This is a genomic window from Chryseobacterium sp. 2987 (assembly GCF_031456375.1).
GTDB lineage: Bacteria > Bacteroidota > Bacteroidia > Flavobacteriales > Weeksellaceae > Chryseobacterium > Chryseobacterium vaccae.
Genome location: NZ_JAVDUN010000001.1, coordinates 845334 through 859435, shown reverse-complemented (window position 1 = coordinate 859435; position 14102 = coordinate 845334). Strand labels below are relative to the sequence as shown.

The 14102-nt window shown below is 32.5% G+C and carries 17 protein-coding genes; 5 read left to right on the top strand and 12 right to left on the bottom strand.

Annotated features, from left to right (window positions below; all coding sequences use genetic code 11):
- Positions 1-170 precede the first annotated feature (170 nt).
- Complete coding sequence (locus J2Y40_RS03915; RefSeq protein WP_232706046.1) at positions 171-536, bottom strand: helix-turn-helix domain-containing protein; 366 nt, start codon at positions 534-536, stop codon at positions 171-173.
- Between the two features lie 104 nt (positions 537-640).
- Here J2Y40_RS03915 and J2Y40_RS03910 point away from each other — a divergent pair, with 104 nt between their 5' ends.
- A complete protein-coding gene (locus J2Y40_RS03910; RefSeq protein ID WP_309997171.1) occupies positions 641-1270 on the top strand; it encodes a nitroreductase family protein in 630 nt (209 codons plus the stop codon).
- A gap of 229 nt (positions 1271-1499) precedes the next feature.
- Here J2Y40_RS03910 and J2Y40_RS03905 read toward each other — a convergent pair whose 3' ends face one another.
- Complete coding sequence (locus J2Y40_RS03905) at positions 1500-1955, bottom strand: alpha-ketoglutarate-dependent dioxygenase AlkB (protein ID WP_309997168.1); 456 nt, start codon at positions 1953-1955, stop codon at positions 1500-1502.
- Positions 1956-2192: 237 nt separating this feature from the next.
- Between J2Y40_RS03905 and J2Y40_RS03900 the strand changes: the two genes are divergently transcribed.
- The 3 genes from J2Y40_RS03900 (at position 2193) to J2Y40_RS03890 (ending at position 5075) form a co-directional block, all read left to right on the top strand.
- Entirely contained in the window at positions 2193-2705 is a 513-nt protein-coding gene (locus tag J2Y40_RS03900) for an AraC family transcriptional regulator (RefSeq protein WP_309997166.1), read from the top strand.
- A gap of 262 nt (positions 2706-2967) precedes the next feature.
- Complete coding sequence (locus tag J2Y40_RS03895; RefSeq protein ID WP_309997164.1) at positions 2968-4134, top strand: MFS transporter; 1167 nt, start codon at positions 2968-2970, stop codon at positions 4132-4134.
- Between the two features lie 32 nt (positions 4135-4166).
- Positions 4167-5075 carry a LysR family transcriptional regulator gene (locus J2Y40_RS03890; RefSeq protein WP_309997161.1) on the top strand — a complete coding sequence of 303 codons (909 nt, stop codon included), beginning with the start codon at positions 4167-4169 and terminating at the stop codon, positions 5073-5075.
- Between the two features lie 89 nt (positions 5076-5164).
- Here J2Y40_RS03890 and J2Y40_RS03885 read toward each other — a convergent pair whose 3' ends face one another.
- The 10 genes from J2Y40_RS03885 to J2Y40_RS03840 form a co-directional block, all read right to left on the bottom strand.
- Positions 5165-5965, bottom strand: coding sequence for a Cof-type HAD-IIB family hydrolase (locus J2Y40_RS03885; protein WP_309997160.1), 801 nt, complete (start codon positions 5963-5965; stop codon positions 5165-5167).
- A 150-nt stretch (positions 5966-6115) separates the two neighbouring features.
- Positions 6116-6688, bottom strand: a complete 573-nt coding sequence (locus J2Y40_RS03880; protein ID WP_309997158.1) for a Crp/Fnr family transcriptional regulator — start codon at positions 6686-6688, stop codon at positions 6116-6118.
- Positions 6689-7714, bottom strand: coding sequence for an aldehyde reductase (locus tag J2Y40_RS03875; RefSeq protein WP_309997156.1), 1026 nt, complete (start codon positions 7712-7714; stop codon positions 6689-6691).
- Between the two features lie 184 nt (positions 7715-7898).
- The gene (locus J2Y40_RS03870) at positions 7899-8351 is read right to left on the bottom strand and encodes a FixH family protein (protein WP_309997154.1); all 453 of its coding nucleotides are present in this window, start codon (positions 8349-8351) and stop codon (positions 7899-7901) included.
- 139 nt (positions 8352-8490) lie between these two features.
- A complete protein-coding gene (ccoS, locus tag J2Y40_RS03865; RefSeq protein ID WP_273648886.1) occupies positions 8491-8640 on the bottom strand; it encodes a cbb3-type cytochrome oxidase assembly protein CcoS in 150 nt (49 codons plus the stop codon).
- 54 nt (positions 8641-8694) lie between these two features.
- Positions 8695-11142 (bottom strand): heavy metal translocating P-type ATPase metal-binding domain-containing protein, encoded by a 2448-nt coding sequence (locus J2Y40_RS03860; RefSeq protein ID WP_309997152.1) that lies wholly within the window; start codon positions 11140-11142, stop codon positions 8695-8697.
- Positions 11143-11306: 164 nt separating this feature from the next.
- The gene (locus J2Y40_RS03855) at positions 11307-11609 is read right to left on the bottom strand and encodes a DUF3817 domain-containing protein (RefSeq protein WP_309997149.1); all 303 of its coding nucleotides are present in this window, start codon (positions 11607-11609) and stop codon (positions 11307-11309) included.
- Positions 11610-11611: 2 nt separating this feature from the next.
- Entirely contained in the window at positions 11612-12070 is a 459-nt protein-coding gene (locus tag J2Y40_RS03850) for a hypothetical protein (RefSeq protein WP_309997147.1), read from the bottom strand.
- Between the two features lie 69 nt (positions 12071-12139).
- A complete protein-coding gene (locus tag J2Y40_RS03845) occupies positions 12140-12730 on the bottom strand; it encodes a TetR/AcrR family transcriptional regulator (protein WP_309997144.1) in 591 nt (196 codons plus the stop codon).
- 167 nt (positions 12731-12897) lie between these two features.
- The gene (locus tag J2Y40_RS03840; RefSeq protein ID WP_309997142.1) at positions 12898-13284 is read right to left on the bottom strand and encodes a helix-turn-helix domain-containing protein; all 387 of its coding nucleotides are present in this window, start codon (positions 13282-13284) and stop codon (positions 12898-12900) included.
- A gap of 110 nt (positions 13285-13394) precedes the next feature.
- On the opposite strand from J2Y40_RS03840, the gene J2Y40_RS03835 reads away from it, so the two are divergent.
- Entirely contained in the window at positions 13395-13940 is a 546-nt protein-coding gene (locus tag J2Y40_RS03835; RefSeq protein WP_309997141.1) for an NAD(P)H-dependent oxidoreductase, read from the top strand.
- Positions 13941-14102: the final 162 nt, after the last annotated feature.

Sequence of the window (14102 nt, the reverse complement as noted above, 5' to 3'; positions counted from 1 at the left end):
TTTTTCATGTGAAAATTATTTCCTGCCGCTAAATGAATGATTTATGAAATGATAAAATCCCAATTTGTCACTGAAATACTTTTTATATATTTTAAATTTAAATTTTCAAAGAAGGCCTGTAAGCCTTCTTTTTGATTGGGGGGAGTAAGGCAATAAATAATTCTTAAAGTTTAACCTAATTTCTTTATTCCGGAAATAATACGCTGTCTGTGATTAAGACCCCAGTCTGCTATTACACTGGTCAATTCTTTAAGTGATTTGCCATATTCGGTAATTTCATATTCTACAGCTACAGGTGTTGTAGATAACACATGGCGTTCAATTAATTCATTAATTTCCAAATCCTTCAGCTCACGACTGAGCATCTTGCCAGAAATTCCTTTAACCTCTTTCAGAAGTTCGGAATACCGCATTGGTTTGTAGCATAGACAAGCAATAATGGACATTTTCCACCTTCCATTTAAAATTTCCATTGTATCATTAATCGCCAATATTTTTTGGCTGCAATCTTTTATTAAATCAAATTCTTGTTTCATACCATTCACTTGGTTACTCGGCTGTCACTATAACTTTTTGTCACTTGGTTACAAAGGTACACAATGAAATTATAACTTTGTCCATCTAAATATATAATATCAAAATGGAACTGATCAACAATTTAAAATGGCGTTATGCTACCAAAAAATATTCAGAGGAAATAATCAGCGAAGACAAAATTGACAAGATTATTGAAGCCATCAATCTCAGTGCATCTTCCTGTGGGATCCAGCCTTATCGTTTGTTTGTTATAACCAATCCTGAAGTGAGACAAAGATTGTCTGAAGGCTCATTCAATGAACAGATCCATGCTTCCTCTCATCTATTAGTATTTGCTGCATTTAATAATATTACAAACGACTATATTACAGAATATATTGAAATGATGGAGCGAGAGCGCGGATTGGAAAAAGGAGAACTTAATATATTGAAAGAAGCTGTTATAAGCCATTTCTCCACCCAAACTCAGGAACAAAACGCCATCTGGTCTAGTAAACAGGCTTATATCGGTGTAGGCACAGCATTGATAGCTGCCGCAGAACTCAAAGTGGATGCAACACCGATGGAAGGCTTTGATCCAAAATTATTTGACGAAGTTTTAGGATTATCGGAAAAGAACCTTCATGCATCGGTTATCGTTTCTCTGGGCTACAGGGATGCTGCAAATGATTATCTATCATCGGCAAAAAAAGTTCGCTTACCAATTAATCAATTTTCAATTAAAATAAAATAATCTTGAAAAGGAAAAATAGTTCTAATTACTTACTTATATTTAAAATTTTCGGATTTTAAATGTTATAATCCTTCGAAAATTAAAAGAATGCAATTATATATTTGAAATGTACTAATCAAATTTATAATTGCATTCTTTATATTAATATTTGCTGGGAATTGCTAGCTTTATTAGTACACAATTCTTTTACTCTTTATCTTTAAGTGTATGAAAAAAATCCAATTCTATATCATAACTCATTAATTAACCTAAATGTCAGGTTAATGCGCTCTTTCATCGGAATATTAGACTTAGCAATTCGATGTTCCCAGTTTTCCTGTAAATCACCCTTCATGATGAGGAGTGAGCCGTGAGGAAGCGGTAAGCTGTATTTGCTTTGATGATGATCTTTTTTTCTGAAATCAAAATTTCGTGTTTCCCCTATAGTGATCGAGGCAATAACCGGTCGTTTTCCATATCGGCTTTCTTTATCTCTATGCCACGCAACTGAATCATTATTATTCCGGTAAAGATTTAGCAAAGCACCATTGAATCGATATCCAAATTCTTTTTCTATTTTTTCTTTTAAAGCATACAGTTCAGGTGTCCAAGGGTTAGCGCCAGATACACTTCCTTCCAGATCATAGGAATTAGGGTCACCATACCAAGCGGTAAGACGTGGCGTTAAAACCATTTTATCATACATTTTCTGAGTACGCTGCTCCGAAGGAGTATTCTTAAGAAGTAAATTTTTAAGTAAATCAGCTTCTCCCTACTCAGAAAGTTTTCCTTGTATTCCAAAAGGTCTTTTGGAAATTCATAAAACTCTTCTGCATCAAGTGGTTTTGTAATAAATTTTTCCGATATTTTTTTTAATCAATTATCTCTGAGCTCATGTATTCTCGATCAGTTTACATTTTTTGACGTTTTTTCAAGTATTCAAATGCTGGAAATTAAAACGGCGCAGAGGACAAAAATTATAGAAATTTTCGAGAATATTCTTCAGGAATTAGCCAATATAACTCAATTCACACCATTAATGATTGCCTCAAAAATGATTCAGTTGTTTATTCTTGTTAGCAGAGAATTACCTGAAGAAAGATTAGGAGCACTCAGAAATAATCATAGTTATATTTTATTGAAGCAATTTCTCGATCTTATTGAAGATAATTTTAAAGATTTACGTTTACCACGTGATTATGCACCCTTGTTATACATAACTTCAAATCATCTTAACTTTTTATGCAAAGAGCAATTTAATATGCCGGCTGGAGAAATAATTAGGAAAAGAATATTATTGGAAGCCAAGAGATTATTGATAAATTATGAACTTTCAATAGCTAATATAGCGATGGAGCTTAATTTTTTTGACACCTCTTATTTTATAAAATTCTTAAAAAAATATACAAATATGACACCCGAAGCCTTTAGGAGACAATTTTACGGTAATGCATAACCAATAAATATGAACTTAGGTGCTAAGTTTAGTCCAAATGACCGATTTTTATTTTAAAAAAGTGTTCCGCATTACCTTTACCATTTTGTTGTACGAGCTGGCTTCCATTCTATTAAAACTTTGGTATGACTTTCAACCAAATTATTGCTCAAATATATTCTACCTATTATAATTCTAATACATAACCGACATTTAAATAATTTGTATAATAGGTAATTCTCATTGAAATTTGCAAACTCAATATAGAAATCTATTTAAGTTTATGAACAATAAATTTTTTGACAAGAGAATACTACCTCTTGCTGTGGGAGGATTGGGGATCGGAACAACTGAGTTTGCGATAATGGGACTACTTCCTTACATTGCTAAAGCTTTAAAAATCACTATTCCTGAGGCAGGACATTTTATATCTGCCTATGCGATGGGAGTGGTAATTGGTGCACCAATAATCATTTTGTTAACTATTAAATATCCTCCAAAGAAAGTTTTATTTACAATAATGTTACTTTTTGCTGTATTTAATGGATTATCAGCTGTTGCAAATACTTACTCTCTGATGCTTATTTCACGTTTTTTGTCTGGGTTGCCACATGGTGCTTTTTTTGGAATCAGTACTGTAGTAGCCTCAGGCTTAGCTAAGAAAGGAAAGCAAGCGCGTTATATATCAATGGTGTTTTCAGGATTAACTTTAGCAAATCTTGCAATGGTACCTTTAATGACATATATTGGGCACGTATTTCGATGGAACTGGGCGTTTGCAATCGTTAGTATTATTGGAATTATATCCTCTACCCTTATAATATTATTATTGCCAAATATTGGCTCAAAGAATGATTCAGGTAGTTCTAAAAGTGAACTATTAATATTAAAAAAATCTCAAATTTGGTACGTAATTTTTATTACAGCAACAGGATTCGGTGGACTGTTTGCTTGGCTTAGCTACATTTCTCCATTGACAACTGAAGTATCTCAAATCAGTATTGATAATGTTCCGTACGTAATGATATTAGCGGGAGCAGGAATGGTAACAGGGAATTTGTTGGGAGGATATCTTTGTGACAAAATTGGTGCGGCCAAAGCAGCAATTACAATTTTAATAGTAACATCAATAATACTTATAATTATTTTCTTTTTCTCTCATTATAAATTTATAAGCTACGTCTTTACATTTCTTTGTGGTGCGCTTTCATTTTCATTAATATCTCCCGCTAATCTTTTAATGTTTAAAGAGGCACCGGGTTCAGAGATGATATCGTCATCATTTATGCAAGCAGCATTTAATATTTCTAATGCATTAGGCGCATACTTAGGAGGAATTCCTCTATTATTTGGTCTGTCATATTCTTACCCTTCATTAGTTGGTGCAGGAATGACATTAATTGGACTGTGTATATGTTTGATATACATCAAAAAATATAATATCCAGTAAATCAGTTAAATTTATATTCAAAATCAATTACAATGAAATGGAATCTGGAATGGCTGCGAACTTTCAAAGCAGTATATGAAACAGGAACCTTATCTGCCGCTGCTCAGCTGCTTTTCATATCTCAACCTGGAGCAAGCTTACACTTGTCTTCTTTAGAAAACTTTATAGGATACAAGCTTTTTGATAGGGCTGTCAAGAAAATGGTTCCCACAGAAAAAGGAAAAATACTTTATAATTTTATATTGGATCCGCTGGAAAAATTAGATGTTGGAGAAAAGCATTTCCATAAAAGGTCTTTGGATGAGAGGTTTACCCTATCTGTAGGAATGTGTTTTGAAACTTTTCAGTTTACGCTTGAAGAAAATATGGATCAATTACCTTTCAATTTAATTATAAAGTTTGGAGATTACCGCCAGATGGAACATGATCTTGATAATGGTATTGTTGATTTGGTCGTAACGCATCAGCCTTCTACTCTCCCTAATCTTCAATATAAGGCATTCTCAAAAGAAAGAATTGTTCTTATTGCTGGAAGCGAAACAGAGACTGACAATCTTAAAGAACTATTTGCTAACGGGAATTATAAAGAAGCCACAGAGTTTTTGAAAAAACAATTATGGTATAGTACTGCAGCCGATATGGAACATCTAAAACATTTCTGGTTAAAACATTTTAATGGATTGCCCGATTTTAACCCTAATTTTATTGTTCCGAATATTTGTTCAATAATACGAGGGTTAAGTAATAGTAAAGGATTTTCGGTAGTTCCTGATTTTCTTTGCTATGAAGCAATTAATGAAAATAAAATCAAATTGATCTGGGAGGGTAACAATCCTCTAGAAAATACATTGTACTTCGGGACAAGAAAAAAAACTTTTTACACGAAGGAGATTGCGGAACTCGAAGAACTTTTTAAAAAGAAAATGATTATCAAAAAATGAAACCGTATAGTTTATTTAAAATTTTACTATACTAGCTTACAGTACATAACAATAAATTCACCTTTCTATATAAAAATTAATTGCCATATTTAGCTTAAAAGACCATAATGTAATAATGCAGCTTCTACTCCATTATTATCAACTTCTTCGGTAACAAAATCAGCTACTTTTTTAACATTTTCTCCAGCATTTCCCATCGCCACACCTATGTTCACAAATTTTAGCATAGAAATATCATTTCCACCATCGCCGAAAGCCATTGTTTCAGATACATCAATATTAAAATGTTCGCAAAAATATTGTATCCCTTTTTGCTTACTTACGCCACCTGGATTAACATGTGCAAACAAAGGTGTCCATCTTGACGACAGTGAATTTGGCATCACTTTCTGCATAAAAGATTCTTCATTCTCAGGGTCTATAAAAATGCTGACTTGCAAAACATTTTCTATATCTAGATCATCTTTATCGTACAAAGGTGGCACCGGTAGATTTAGATGAGTATACAATTCAACAACTTGCGGACTCACTGCACTTATTTTCACTTTATCTTCGTACATCAATGTAAACGTAAGCGCTGACCTTTCTGAATAATGAACCAAATTTTTGATATCATTAGAGTCGATAGACTGTCTATGCATTACATGACCGTCAGTTGTTATACAAAGAGCTCCATTATATGTTAGAAAGCCGTCGAATTCAATATTTTTTATATGTCCGAGATCATTTATAGAGCGGCCTGTTGCCACAATGACTTTAATTCCTTTTTTGCGAAGTCTTTCTATTGCCTTTTGAGCAGACTCGGGAATTGTTCTGGTTTTTAAACTTATTAATGTACCGTCAACATCAAAAAAGACAGCCTTTATATTTGTATTACATATATCAAGCATACAATTATTTATAATAAAAATCTTTTAAAGATAAATTTTACTTCCTAGCCAAATGCGCTATTTTAAACACAAAGACTATTCAACATTATGGTTTTACTGACAAATGTTTATACATTATTCACAGCCATATCTTTTTTGCATTGTACCATATTATCTAAAAATTTCCTTTCTGATTCTACTTAATGATTGTGGAGTAATTTTCAGATAGGAGGCGATGTGTTGCTGAGGAACTTGCAAACTTAATTCAGGATAGCGCTTGACAAATTCAAGATATTTGGTTTTTGCACTTCCAAAGTTTAAAAAATCATTGTCTCGCAATTTATTCAAGAGTGTAGATTCTGAAACACTTTTGAAAAAAATAACGAGATTTGGAATTTCACGCAGTAATTTTTCAAAATCTGTGAAATAGATCCAACATATTTCTGATGATATGACGGATTCAATAGAATCGGTAGCAGGTTGTGCAGAATAATAACTGATCATATCTGCAAAGAACTGGTTTTCTCTAATGAAATATTTTGTTACGTCATTACCTTTTTCATCCGTACAGAAAACCCTTAAGATTCCCCTCTCTATAAATACTAGTTTATCGGCCGTATTTCCAGATTCTTGAAAATATTCTTCCGATTTTAATTTTTTTATTCGAAAAGAATCGGCAACAATTTTAATATCTTTTTCAGAAAGAAGACCGCCAAATGATAATGCTATTACTAATTTTTCCATTTAAACTACAATTTTATTCTCCAATACACTTTTAGCACACGAGAGTATGGCTTCTTTAGCAGATAGCGGCTCCCAGTGTAACTCTATTCCAGCTTTGCTAGAGTCAATTTTTCGTTTTACATTTTCAAGTAACACAGGTTTCAATAGTGGTTGAAAAATAGAAAATATTTTTGTAATAAAATCAGGAAGTACAAAAGTGGGTATTGTTCTTTCAGGATATTCCTGTTTTAGGATTTGTGCGATTTCTTTATAATTGTAATGCCCTGCAGATGCAATGTATCGATTATTTGCAGCCTGTGGCATCTCCATAGCTTTTACTAATAGATCAGCCACAGATCGAACATCTACAATATCGAACTCAATTTTAGGCAACGCCGGAAGACTTCCATTAAGAAGGCCTATGATAATATTTGCAGATGTGCCATAATCATTATCTATTACGGGTCCTAAAATAGCAGCCGGACAAATAGTAGTGAATTCTAATTTCGATTCTTTTTCATCAAGATAATCCCATGCCGCTTTTTCAGCAATAGTTTTGCTTCTATAATAAGCTGTCGTATCTTTAAGATTTGATTCATCTGTCCAATCATCTTCATCAAAGACAGCACTCAATTCCTCTTTTGTTTTACCATAGGTTATGGTGCCCAATGCAGAAACCATAACTACTCTTTTTACACTGTTAGCAGTAGCGGCTTTCAAAATATTTAACGTACCCTTTTTAGCTGGCTCGATCAGATCATTTTCGTGCTTAGGAAGCTCGCGAAGAAAAGGTGAAGCAATGTGCAGTACATAATCTACATCTTTTGTAAGATCAAGCCAGATTTCTTCATCACTTAAGTCGGCCTCTGCAAAAGTTAGATTGTTGATGTTCGTCGAGTATTTTCCTATTGTTTCTTTAATAGAACTAATTCGATCCTTGCTTCTCAATGTTCCAATTACATTAAAGCCTTTATTCAAAAGTTGAATAGTTGTGTGAGAACCTAAGAATCCTGTAACACCTGTTAATAATACTTTTTTATTACTCATTTTCTAATTCTTTTTACAAAGTTCCAAATCAATTGATGCTCAGCAATTAACAATTGGTAAAAAATAACATAATCTATTGCAAAACTGCTTATTGAAATAAACTTTTTATAATGAATAAGAACCTAATATTCCAACACAGTGAAAGCCGGATGCAAAGCCTAAACAATTTCAGATATGATCAATGCTATTTCCATATCACATCATAGTCTATTCGGTAGTCGGCTTTATTTTTTGCCCAGCTCAGTCTTAAAGTATAACCTCCGGCTTTTAAAACCTCTTTAGGAATAGTGAATGACTGATTACCATCTAATTTTATCGCCTTTTTGATGTCTAAATTCTGGTCTTCTACTCTGTTTAAAACAAAACTGAAGGTAGAATTTGTATTGTTAATATCCTGAGGAAATTTCAGAGTAATTCCGTCTGCTGACTGAGAATAAACCGGTTTTTCTGCGAGATTGTCTGCTCTTTTTTTAGCATCAATAACGTTCTGGTACTGAAGTTCCTCTTCATAATAATATTCAGTTACCAATTCGGAGTTTTTTTGCCCGTTCGGAAACAAGAATAGCATTGATAAAATAAATATAATAAAAGAGGCAAGGGCTAAAACAATACCGTGTCCCCAAGTGAAATTTTTCATAATTTAAAATTTAAACTGTAATTTAAAAGAACCTTTAAAATATATTTGATAAGAGTTGACTAATTTTCCTTTCATGTCGTAAACTCCAATGTTAATGCTTTGTTTACACAAATTCAATATATCCTCACTGAAAGATCATCTACTCTTTCATTTCGTCGTCAAAAAGTATACGTACCGCCGGAGATTCATCATCTTCAAACTGGCCTCTTCTAGCATAAACAATAAATATTATTAGGAAAACAACAGCTAAAGATACGCTGCATAAGATCATTAAATATAGAATCTCCATATTGTGACAAATTTAAATTTTTAAGAAATTTTGCAATACTAATTCCGTTGGTTTTTATTGTGGGATAGCGGTAGCGGAAGTTGCAGAGATAAAGTCGGTATTAATAAAATCATTATCTCTATATTTTTTTTTCATTTTATTAAAATATCTGCGACCCAAAATCCAGGTCGAAAGAGTTGTAAATGAAATGACTGTAATGGAACTCATTGGCATTAGGATAGCGGCAAACAATGGTGAAATGTTTCCGGTAACAGCAAAACTTAATCCAAGAATATTATAAAGAATACTGATGCCGAATGTCATTTTCACGATGGTAATCGACCCTTTGCAGACATTAAAATAATCGTCAAGTCTGTAAACTCTGTCACCCTTCATAATCACATCAGAAGATGGTGTAAAATTATTCGTATCATCAGATATAGCAATCCCAACATTACTTTGCTTCAAAGCTCCTGCGTCATTTAATCCATCTCCGAGCATGCCAACTTTCATTCCGGCGTTCTGAAGTTTTTGAATATAATTGAGTTTATCCTCAGGACTTTGATTGAATGCCATAGAGGTAACATTTGGAATGATTGCTTTCAGCTGTATTTCTTCAGAAGAATTATCTCCGCTTAAAATAAATATTTTATAAAAGTTTAATCTCGCAAACAAGGTTTTAAGGTTTTCACGATATTCATTTTTAAATATAAACTTCCCCAAAAACTTTTCGTTTTTACTTATATAGACCGCCGTTTCAAGATTTTTTGATTCTTGCCCGATATGTTTTGCAGAACCGATCTTATATAAATTTCCGCGAACATTCCCCTCGTAACCCTTTCCTGAAATTTCAACAAAATTTTCGACAGGAAAATAACCATCATTACATTTAATAAATTCATAAAGAGATTTTGAAAGAGGATGGTTTGAATTTTTCAGTAAGGTCTTCACATTAAATAAATCAAACTCTTGCATGTCTCCTTCAAATTTGATATTCGACTTTTTCCTTTCAGTAATAGTTCCTGTTTTATCAAAAACAATAGTATCCAGTTTCGCTATTTTTTCAATTGTCAAAGTATCTTTTACATAAAATTTATTTCTACCCAAGATCCTCATAACATGTCCAAATGTAAATGGTGATGAAAGTGCTAGGGCACACGGACATGCAATAATTAAAATTGCAGAAACTACTTGATACATTTTTTCCAAATCGATGAAGTACCAATAAATTCCGGCAATGATTGCGATACCTACAATAATGAAAGTGAAATATTTGCTGATTTCGTTGATTAGAGTGTCCAATCCTGTTTCATGCTTTTTAAAAGCCTCTTTGTTCCAAAGTTGGGTAAGATAGCTCTGGTCTACATTCTTAATTACCTCCAACTCTAAAGATGAACCGATCTGCTTCCCTCCGGCATAAATTTTATCACCAGGTTGCTTGCTGATGCTTTCACTTTCTCCTGTTATGAAACTGTTGTCTATATTACCCTCACCATTGATAAGAACGGCATCAACAGGTATTATCTCTTGGTTTCGGACCAAGATCCTATCCCCTACTTTAACTTCAGAAAGTAAAATATTCTCCTGTATCCCTCCAAAGTCTACTTTTGTAACAGCAATTGGGTAGAATGACTTATAATCCCTATCGTAGGACAATGAGCTATAGGTTCTCTTCTGGAACATTTTTCCCATAAGCATAAAGAATAATAACCCGCATAACGTGTCAAAATATCCTGCGCCATAATCAGTCAAAACCTCATAAACACTTCTGCCAAACAAGACAAAAATTCCAAGAACTATCGGTACGTCAATATTGACTATCTTATTTTTTAAGCCATACCAGGCAGATTTATAATAATCTGAAGCCGAATAAAACACAACTGGTAAAGCTAAAATAAACATCAAAAACCTGAATAAGCCTTTATAATTTTCCATCCAAACATCATTACCCCCAATATATTCCGGAAATGCGAGAAACATTCCGTTACCAAAACCAAAACCGGCAATTGCCAATTTGACAAGCAAAGATTTATCTAAGTGATCTTCATTTTTGTCAGCAGTTTCCAAACTTATGGAGGGTTTGTAGCCCAGGTTAGTTAAAAATTTTGCCAATTCACTTAATTTTAAATCTTGATGATTAAATGAAATCTTCAAAGTTTTTCTTGTAAAATTCACCTGTGAATATTTTATATTCTTATTTAACATCTGAAGACTTTCCAGGAGCCAAATACAAGATGAACAATGAATTACAGGAATTTTAAAGGTCACCAAACTTGTAGAACCTTCTGAAAAATCCGTAATAGTTGCAAAAATACTAGGAGAATCAAGGTAATCAAACTGAGAAGAATTCTCGTCGTTTGGTCGTATTCCGGCCCGGGTATTTAGTTCATAAAAATTTGTCAAATTATTGCTGTTCAAAATTTCGTAAACCGATCTGCAACCGTTACAGCAAAAAATTTTTTCATCAAAAGGAATTCTTTCCTTTTCAATATCAAGTCCACAATGAAAACAATATTCAATCATCTCAAATTATTAAAAGTTAAAAAAGAACTCATCTTTTTCTTGCTTACCAAATTTTGAACTGTAACTCATCTCTTTGATTATAGCTAAATCTTTTGTTAAGATTTTTCAGAAGATGGTATAAAGCTTTAAATTATTGACTCTATAAAAAAAAATCAGACGACTGATCACAGTTTGCTTAAAATCTTTTTGTCTACGTAAAAGGTTCCAAATGGGATCATACACGCAATCAATACTTTCCATGTAATCTCTTTAAATTTCCAATTTTGTTCAACACCAACACTTAAAGTATTAAACAAGAATAATAAGAATAGCGAACCGTGAATCGGTCCCATCATCTTGACAAGACTCGGATTATCAAATCCATATTTTAAAGGCACTGCAATAAAAATCAATGTTAATAATGAGATTCCTTCAAGAATAGCAATAATTCTCAAACGTCCGACTTTTGTTTTTAATAGATTTATCATAATTATCTCAAATAGGGTCTGCTGGCAAATGGTGAAAATGGCCATGGAATGGCTATGAAAATAATGAGTAAAGCAATAATAAAGTAAATCAATATTGTTTTAAACTTCTCTCGATCTGTTGTTTTTCTTTTTGAAACTGAAGATCCGATCGTAATCAAAATGATTGAAAGCAACATCAGGGAAATATGGATCATTCCGAAAAATAATACATCCGATGATTCTTTTGCTTCATCAAAATTATTCCAAAAGTATTTAATGATTGGACTTTGAGAATATAGTATAATTCCCAAAACCAATTGAATATGAGCAATTGTAGCTGTCCAGTGTCTTACCGCATTATCACTTTTTAAAAATTCTCCCGAACTAAAGTAGCCCTTGTAAGCTCTAAAAATAGAATATAATAAACTTAGCAAAACCAACCATCGAAGTATGGAGTGTAGAAATATAAGCGTCTGATACATTGTTTAAAATTTCAATGACGCAAAGATAACACAAAAACATACTAGTTAGAATGTTTTTTGATAAAAATTTTATTTTAGGCTAAGAAAATAGGTTTTAACCGCATTCAAAAAAGTAATGTAAACTGATTTTGAATTCTTAATTTTTCCAAGGTTTCTCACTCCCCAATAACCCGAAAGTATAAAAACCGCAACTTCGTCCCCATTGACTGATCTATTTATATAACCTTTGTCTTTCCCTTTTTCTATGGAATTGATAATTGTTTTTTTCCACTCTAGAGAAAGCGTGTTTAGGGCCTTTGTGAATTCAATATTCCATGGAGCCATTTCCTGTGCGAAATTTGATGCCGGGCAACCATATTCAACCTTTAGATCTTCACTTTCCATCAACAGAAAATGTAGTAAATTATAAATGGTATCTAATGGATTTTCGTCCACATTAAAAGGATCAAGAAAAGTCTTTTTGAAACCAGGTATCATCAACTCATTGATAATTGCTAGACCCATATCGTCCTTAGTTTTGAAATGATAATAAAAAGCGCCTTTTGTAACCTGTGTTGTGGCAATAATTTCATCTACACTTGTTGTCTGATAACCGTGCATGTAAATGACTTCAAATGCTTTTTGAAGAATATTCTGCCGGGTTGCTTCTGATTTTTTCATATATAACGGGTTGAGCAAAGTAACAAATTTTTTAGAATTTTCACAACGCCACTATTTATGGTGATTGCTATTTTGGCTAAAATCTGTAATTGAAATCCTGCTTATGAGAAAGAATTTACTCTCAAATTACAACTTATCCAAAAAATGGTAATGATTGATATGAAAATTTAAGCTTGCTCTGTAACAGCGGGCACAAATTTACCCTTTTCTGCTACAATTTCATCTCCCCAAATAGTGATTGCCTCTAATACAGGGATAAATGACTTACCAAAATTGGTCAAACTATAGACAACTTTCATTGGTGGTTTTTCCCCATATACTTTTCTTGAAACCAAACCATCTTTTTCCAATTGTTTCAGTTGAATACTTAAAGTCATTTCCGTGACAGAAAATAATTCCTTACGAATTTCACTAAAACGTTTCCCTTCATCTTTTAAATGGTAAAGAATTACTGTTTTCCATTTTCCTCCAACTAAATCCATTGCCAAACTTACGGAACAAGGGTAAATTTTTTTACCTACTACAACGTGTTTTCCTAAATATTCTTTCTTCATAATTCATAAAATCGAAAGCTATCTAAATTGATAGTTATTGCAAATCTATAAAACTAAAAATAATTTTGTAACTATAATTATTATAGTTTACAAAATCAATAAAAATTCTTATGGCATTACTCATTCTAGCGCACCCAAATTTTGAAAAATCATTAGCGAATAAAGCAATTGTAGAGGAGCTTATAGCAAGCGACATCAATGTAGAAATCAGAAACATTGCGTCATTATATCCAGACTACAATATCGATGCGAAAATTGAACAGGAATCTATTTTAAAACACAAGAATATTATTTTTCAGTATCCCATTTATTGGTATAATATGCCTGCTATCTTAAAACAATGGTTTGATGTTGTTTTAGAGTATGGTTTTGCTTATGGTAGTACGGGAGACAAATTGAAAGGTAAAAATTTCATTCCTAGCTTTACAGTCGGAGCCCCAGAAAAAGATTACAAAGCTTTAGGAGAACATCATTTTAAGGTTCACGAATTTTGCAAAAACATTGAACAAACTGCCTATTATACCCAAATGAATTACATTGATCCAATCTATTTTCACGAGACATCCGTAAATTCGGGGTTCACCAAAGAAGAAATTATACTAAAAGCAAAACATCAGGCAAAAAAACTAATTGAATTCCTAAAGTCAATAGAATAAGTAATTTCATAATATGGTAACCAGAGATAAATAAAATTATAAGGTGATTAATACAGTTAATTTTTATTTCTGAAAGCAAATTATTATCAATCGCAAAAATTATAAAAATCGTCATTTAGTTATCATAAGGGACGATTTTTCATTTTTAAATAATATAGCGAA

Excerpts from the sequence above, each read along its gene's own strand:
- J2Y40_RS03835 (WP_309997141.1), top strand. The coding sequence starts at position 13,395 with ATGGCATTACTCATTCTAGCGCACCCAAATTTTGAAAAATCATTAGCG.
- J2Y40_RS03875 (WP_309997156.1), bottom strand. The coding sequence starts at position 7,714 with ATGAGTAATAAAAAAGTATTATTAACAGGTGTTACAGGATTCTTAGGT.
- J2Y40_RS03855 (WP_309997149.1), bottom strand. The coding sequence starts at position 11,609 with ATGATAAATCTATTAAAAACAAAAGTCGGACGTTTGAGAATTATTGCT.
- J2Y40_RS03870 (WP_309997154.1), bottom strand. The coding sequence starts at position 8,351 with ATGAAAAATTTCACTTGGGGACACGGTATTGTTTTAGCCCTTGCCTCT.
- J2Y40_RS03900 (WP_309997166.1), top strand. The coding sequence starts at position 2,193 with ATGCTGGAAATTAAAACGGCGCAGAGGACAAAAATTATAGAAATTTTC.
- J2Y40_RS03895 (WP_309997164.1), top strand. The coding sequence starts at position 2,968 with ATGAACAATAAATTTTTTGACAAGAGAATACTACCTCTTGCTGTGGGA.
- J2Y40_RS03880 (WP_309997158.1), bottom strand. The coding sequence starts at position 6,688 with ATGGAAAAATTAGTAATAGCATTATCATTTGGCGGTCTTCTTTCTGAA.
- ccoS (WP_273648886.1), bottom strand. The coding sequence starts at position 8,640 with ATGGAGATTCTATATTTAATGATCTTATGCAGCGTATCTTTAGCTGTT.
- J2Y40_RS03905 (WP_309997168.1), bottom strand. The coding sequence starts at position 1,955 with ATGTATGATAAAATGGTTTTAACGCCACGTCTTACCGCTTGGTATGGT.
- J2Y40_RS03860 (WP_309997152.1), bottom strand. The coding sequence starts at position 11,142 with ATGATTGAATATTGTTTTCATTGTGGACTTGATATTGAAAAGGAAAGA.
- J2Y40_RS03915 (WP_232706046.1), bottom strand. The coding sequence starts at position 536 with ATGAAACAAGAATTTGATTTAATAAAAGATTGCAGCCAAAAAATATTG.
- J2Y40_RS03885 (WP_309997160.1), bottom strand. The coding sequence starts at position 5,965 with ATGCTTGATATATGTAATACAAATATAAAGGCTGTCTTTTTTGATGTT.
- J2Y40_RS03890 (WP_309997161.1), top strand. The coding sequence starts at position 4,167 with ATGAAATGGAATCTGGAATGGCTGCGAACTTTCAAAGCAGTATATGAA.
- J2Y40_RS03850 (WP_309997147.1), bottom strand. The coding sequence starts at position 12,070 with ATGTATCAGACGCTTATATTTCTACACTCCATACTTCGATGGTTGGTT.
- J2Y40_RS03845 (WP_309997144.1), bottom strand. The coding sequence starts at position 12,730 with ATGAAAAAATCAGAAGCAACCCGGCAGAATATTCTTCAAAAAGCATTT.
- J2Y40_RS03910 (WP_309997171.1), top strand. The coding sequence starts at position 641 with ATGGAACTGATCAACAATTTAAAATGGCGTTATGCTACCAAAAAATAT.
- J2Y40_RS03840 (WP_309997142.1), bottom strand. The coding sequence starts at position 13,284 with ATGAAGAAAGAATATTTAGGAAAACACGTTGTAGTAGGTAAAAAAATT.